This window comes from Zobellella taiwanensis, from assembly GCF_003012795.1.
In the GTDB taxonomy this organism is placed as follows: domain Bacteria; phylum Pseudomonadota; class Gammaproteobacteria; order Enterobacterales; family Aeromonadaceae; genus Oceanimonas; species Oceanimonas taiwanensis.
In genome coordinates this window covers 1-4,721 of record NZ_PXYH01000039.1, presented here as the reverse complement: position 1 = coordinate 4,721, position 4,721 = coordinate 1, and the positions used below count along the sequence as shown (strand labels likewise).

At 57.5% G+C, this 4,721-nt stretch carries 5 protein-coding genes and 1 tRNA gene; 3 read left to right on the top strand and 3 right to left on the bottom strand.

Features of this window, described 5'->3' with window-relative positions; all coding sequences use genetic code 11:
• Positions 1-187 precede the first annotated feature (187 nt).
• Positions 188-796: an OmpW family outer membrane protein gene (locus tag C7I36_RS16775; RefSeq protein ID WP_106454823.1), complete on the bottom strand. Its 609-nt coding sequence runs from the start codon at positions 794-796 to the stop codon at positions 188-190.
• 242 nt (positions 797-1,038) lie between these two features.
• Here C7I36_RS16775 and rnk point away from each other — a divergent pair, with 242 nt between their 5' ends.
• The 3 genes from rnk (at position 1,039) to C7I36_RS16760 (ending at position 3,495) form a co-directional block, all read left to right on the top strand.
• Positions 1,039-1,446 (top strand): nucleoside diphosphate kinase regulator, encoded by a 408-nt coding sequence (rnk, locus tag C7I36_RS16770; protein ID WP_106454822.1) that lies wholly within the window; start codon positions 1,039-1,041, stop codon positions 1,444-1,446.
• Between the two features lie 123 nt (positions 1,447-1,569).
• Positions 1,570-2,526: an AEC family transporter gene (locus tag C7I36_RS16765; protein WP_106454821.1), complete on the top strand. Its 957-nt coding sequence runs from the start codon at positions 1,570-1,572 to the stop codon at positions 2,524-2,526.
• A 69-nt stretch (positions 2,527-2,595) separates the two neighbouring features.
• Complete coding sequence (locus C7I36_RS16760; RefSeq protein WP_106454820.1) at positions 2,596-3,495, top strand: LysR family transcriptional regulator; 900 nt, start codon at positions 2,596-2,598, stop codon at positions 3,493-3,495.
• Position 3,496: 1 nt separating this feature from the next.
• Here C7I36_RS16760 and C7I36_RS16755 read toward each other — a convergent pair whose 3' ends face one another.
• Together C7I36_RS16755 and C7I36_RS16750 are read right to left on the bottom strand one after the other, a co-directional pair.
• Positions 3,497-4,195 (bottom strand): phosphatase PAP2 family protein, encoded by a 699-nt coding sequence (locus C7I36_RS16755; protein ID WP_106454819.1) that lies wholly within the window; start codon positions 4,193-4,195, stop codon positions 3,497-3,499.
• Between the two features lie 399 nt (positions 4,196-4,594).
• A tRNA-Asp gene (locus C7I36_RS16750) sits at positions 4,595-4,671 on the bottom strand.
• Between the last annotated feature and the right edge of the window lie 50 nt (positions 4,672-4,721).

Sequence of the window (4,721 nt, the reverse complement as noted above, 5' to 3'; positions counted from 1 at the left end):
TCCTTCAGACCCCACCGTTGGCCAGTGGCGCCCTTGCCAGTCGGATTGTCTTCCCCTCAGTCGGGGTGACGCCATCTTCTTTCAGATGGCCGGGTTTGCCGGCTTCGCCGGGCAAACAAAAAAGGGCAGACTCTGTCTGCCCAAACACTGCCGAGGTTTAAAACCTCTCAACCCACATTGCAAATACTTAGAAACGGTAACCCAGGCCGACCATCAGTACCATGGGATCGATATTGGTTTTGAACGTACCAACGACTGTATCCACATCGGTATCAATATCGATATACCAAGCAGATGCGTTGACAAACCAGTTTTCGGTCACCTTCATATCAAGACCAGCCTGTACCGCCAACCCCCAGGAGTCATCCAGACTCACATCGGTATTATTGAGCGCACCACGCCCTTCCTCGTCAAAGAAGAAGGTGTAGTTCACACCAGCACCCACGTAAGGACGCACCTTGCTCTGGGCATTGCCGAAGTAGTACTGACCCATCAGGGTCGGTGGCAGGTGCTTGATCTTGGCCACTTCACCCAAACCGGCAGTGCTCACGGAATGAGAGAACGGTGTGGCGGCAAGCAGTTCCACACCCCAGTTATCGGTAATCATATAGGACAGGGTCAGACCAAGTTGAGTATTGGAATCAGGATCAAGATGTCCGGTTCCCAGCACATTATCACCGCCACTATTCGGTGTTACTGTAGCCGCACCACCACGTACCAGAATATCGCCGGCCTGGTGGGCAAAGGCGGAAGGAACCATCAGGGCGGCGGCCACCAGCAGGGAAATCTTTTTCATGCTCTGTCCTTATTTCTTTTTAGGTATATTGAAGATCGGGAGCAGTTTGCCCTACTGACAGCATGGTTTTTTTGATTTAACGCAAGCTCGCCGCTAAAAACTCCGTCCAAGGCGGCACTGTGCGACCCGGGTGTCAAAGACGGCATAATCCTGCTGGCTTAACCGCCCGGCTTGAGGTATACCTTAGGCTTCGGGATCAGGCAGCGCTTTTAGCGTTGCCTGCTTTTTTATTGGAGGTTGATATGGCCCAGTTGCCACCCATTACCATTTCTACCCTGGACCTGGCCCGGCTTGAAGCACTGCTTGAGCACCAGCCCGATTCCGACACAGTCCGCCGCCTGGAAGACGAGCTGGAACGCGCTCACGTAGTTGCTCCGAGCGAGATGCCGGACAATATAGTGACCATGAACTCAATCATCAGTTTCAGCATGGCCAACAGCCAGGAAACCTTTACCAAGACCCTGTGCTACCCGCGCGATATTGATGGCAGCAAGGATAAAATCTCCGTGCTGGCGCCCATCGGCAGCGCCCTGATCGGCCTGGCGGTAGGCCAGAGCATAGAGTGGCCCGGCCCCAACGGCAAAACCCTCAAGGTCACCATCACAGCGGTGGAATACCAGCCGGAGCGAGCGGGCGATTATCAGTCATAAATAGAAAAAGGCGCATTTTTGCGCCTTTTTCTATTTATCGGCGATGCCTCTGGCCCCCAGGCTATTGCCCCCGGCGGCCGCTCGCGGCATGCTTGCACTATCCCTGCCTTCCTTTCGGTTACCATGTACGACATCCTCAACAGCATCCTGTTTTCCGTTTCCATCACAGGTCCCATCTGCCTGCTGCTGCTGCTGGGCGTGGCCCTGCGGCGGACCCAGATGATGAACGAAGGCTTTATCGACGGTGCCAGCAAGCTGGTGTTCAATGTCGCCCTGCCCATGCTGCTGTTCACCAGTATCGCCCAGACCGATTTCAGCCAAATGGCCAGCCCGACGCTGATCCTCTATGGCCTTGGGGCCACCCTGGTGGCCTTCGTGCTGCTCGAGTGGCTGGCCCGGTACCTGACCGCCGACCGCCGACTGCGCGGCATCCTGGTGCAGGGCGCCTTTCGTGCCAATATGGGCATTATCGGCCTCGCCTATGTCAACAATGCCTACGGCTCCCAAGGGGTCGCCTCGGTAGCCATGTACGTGGCCTGCCTGACCATACTGTTCAACATACTGGCGGTACTCACCCTGAACCGCAGCCTGAACCAGGGCCAGGGCCTGCAACTGGGGAAAATCCTCAAGGGCATAGTCCAGAATCCGCTGATCATCGGCATCGTCGCGGCCCTGCCGTTCGCCGCCAGCGATTGGCAGGTGCCTGCCGTACTGATGAAAACCGGCCATTACCTGGCCCAGATGACACTGCCGGTGGCGCTGCTCTGCACCGGAGCCAGCCTCAGTCTGAAACGGGGCAGGGAAGAGACCGGCCTGGTCGCGCCAGTGGCCCTGCTGCGGCTGCTTGCCATCCCCGGCCTGATCACCCTGGGTGGCTACCTGCTGGGCTTCAGAGGAGCCGAACTGACCATGTTGTTCCTGATCAATGCCTCGCCCACGGCCGCCGCCAGCTATGTGATGGTGCGCGCCATGGGCGGCAATGCCGTGCTGGCCGCCAATATCATCGCCGTGACAACCCTCGGCTCCCTGCTCAGCACCAGCCTGGGCGCCGCCCTGCTGAAAGGACTGGGCTGGTTTTGATCCGGGGCGGATGAAAGTCGCGCCGGGCTGCGCTATTGTGGGACATTGCCCATGCCATGACGAAACCCCATGTCCAGAGAAAAAGCCCTGACCCTGGAAGCCCTGCGAGTACTTGATGCCATCGAACGCCGGGGCAGTTTTGCCGCTGCCGCCGACGAGCTCGGCAAGGTTCCCTCGGCTCTCAGCTATACCATCCAGAAGCTGGAGGACGAGCTTGACCTGTCATTGTTCGACCGCTCCGGCCATAAAACCCAGTTCACCCCTGTGGGCAGGCTGCTGCTGGAGCGTGGACGGCAGTTGCTGCACGCCTCCAGCCAATTGGTGGACGACGCCAGGGCGCTGGAACTGGGGTGGGAAACCCGCCTGACCCTGGCGGTGGACGGCATTATGCCCAGCCATATTCTGTTCCCGGTTCTCGACAGCCTCTCCCGGCAGACCGATACCGACATCAAACTGGCCCATGAGGTTCTGGCCGGTACCTGGGAAGCCCTCGAAACCGGCCGGGCCGACCTCGCCATCACGCCACTGCGGGAGGACGCCATTCTCAGCCCGGGCATCAAGACCCAGTTTCTGTATAGGGAAACCTTTATCTATGTCGCCCACCCGGATCACCCCATCCACCAAGAGCAAGGGCCTCTCAATGAAGAAGTTTTCAGCCGTTACCGCGCCATTGCCGTGGCGGACACAGCACGCTTCAAACCGCCCCTGACCTTCCGCCTGTTCGACAAACAGGCCAGGTTGACCGTCAGTACCATGCAGGACAAGATCAGTGCCGTACGCGCCGGCCTGGGTATCTCATCCGTCCCTTTATCCTGGTTGGGAGATATGCTGGCGCAAGGAGAATTAAAAGAGGTATCGGCCAGTTGCAGGGAAAGCACCGACGTGGTGCTGGCCTGGCGGCGCGATGCCATGGGCAAGGCCAAGAGCTGGCTTATCCGCCAGATCCCGGCCCTGTTTCAGCAGCGGTAGCTCAGCGGTGGTTGAAACGCGGCAGTTTCCGGTTCAGCCAGGCAACGGCCCTATCCATCAGGCCGGTCTGCAGCAGCCAGGCCAGACCAAAGGCCGCCACGGCCAAGGAGCCCACATAAATGTCTGTCCACCAGTGGGCACCGCCCATCACCCTGGGGGCGGAAAACACCACCACAAACAGGCAGCCCCAGAGACCCGCCCTCCAGGACAGATAGCGCCAGACGAAGGCGGTGTAGATCATCAGCATCAGGCCGTGATCGCCGGGAAAACTGTCGCCGGAAGAATCCTTGGTCTTGAAGCCGGCCAGCTCGGTCAGCCGGTGGATATGATCGAAAGTCAGGGTCGGACTGGGCCTGTCGACGGGAATGGCACGGCCCAGCTGATTCAGCCCCACGGCGGTCAGCAGCATCAGCAAACCGATGATCAGGAGCTGTCGCCGCTGCTCGATACCGGCCTTGCGGTAATAGCCGTAATACACCAGCCCCATCGCCACCAGGGCAACACCATCGAATGCCCTGTTATTGGCAACCGCAACGGCATTGACCCAGGCCGGGCTTTCCCCCAGCTTGTCGTTAAAAAAATAAAAAACGGCACTATCGATCTGGAACCAGAAACCATGGCCCGGCAACCAGTACCAGCTGGCAAACACCACCACCGCCAGCAGGTTCCACAGGATCAGTTTATTGAATTGAATCGGCATAAGCCCCCCCTTGTAACAAGGCAGGCATTGTACGGAATTTTATAATCCCTGTGCACAATATTTGGTCACTGACCTTTCTAAGCAAGGTCAGTGATGCCACCAGACTGGATAAGAGGATAAAAGCCAAAAATCTCTCGCAGTACAAATGATACAAACGCAACTTCAGCATTATTTAAAGAATAAAAATAAGGGGATCTCTAAGGAGAGTAACGGCTCAGCGGCTGCAAACTTCGGGTTAATAAAATAGAACCTGGAGCTAGTCTGACCCTCGGTCAAAACAGCATCCAGGTCACGGTGTGGTCACGAGGGGGGATTTGAGAGGATCAGGATGGTTGAATTTACTGAGGGTAAGAAAGCAAGAAGCCCTTAGCTATCAACTAGCTAAGGGCTTCTTATAAGTGGCGGAGCGGACGGGACTCGAACCCGCGACCCCCGGCGTGACAGGCCGGTATTCTAACCAACTGAACTACCGCTCCGCAAAAGCTGTATAGTCAGGAGTACTATATTGGGTGCCTGGCAGTGACCT

What these genes read in the sequence shown, in the direction of transcription:
- C7I36_RS16775 (WP_106454823.1), bottom strand. Translation starts at nt 796, where the DNA reads ATGAAAAAGATTTCCCTGCTGGTGGCCGCCGCCCTGATGGTTCCTTCC.
- C7I36_RS16755 (WP_106454819.1), bottom strand. Translation starts at nt 4,195, where the DNA reads ATGCCGATTCAATTCAATAAACTGATCCTGTGGAACCTGCTGGCGGTG.
- C7I36_RS16760 (WP_106454820.1), top strand. Translation starts at nt 2,596, where the DNA reads ATGTCCAGAGAAAAAGCCCTGACCCTGGAAGCCCTGCGAGTACTTGAT.
- rnk (WP_106454822.1), top strand. Translation starts at nt 1,039, where the DNA reads ATGGCCCAGTTGCCACCCATTACCATTTCTACCCTGGACCTGGCCCGG.
- C7I36_RS16765 (WP_106454821.1), top strand. Translation starts at nt 1,570, where the DNA reads ATGTACGACATCCTCAACAGCATCCTGTTTTCCGTTTCCATCACAGGT.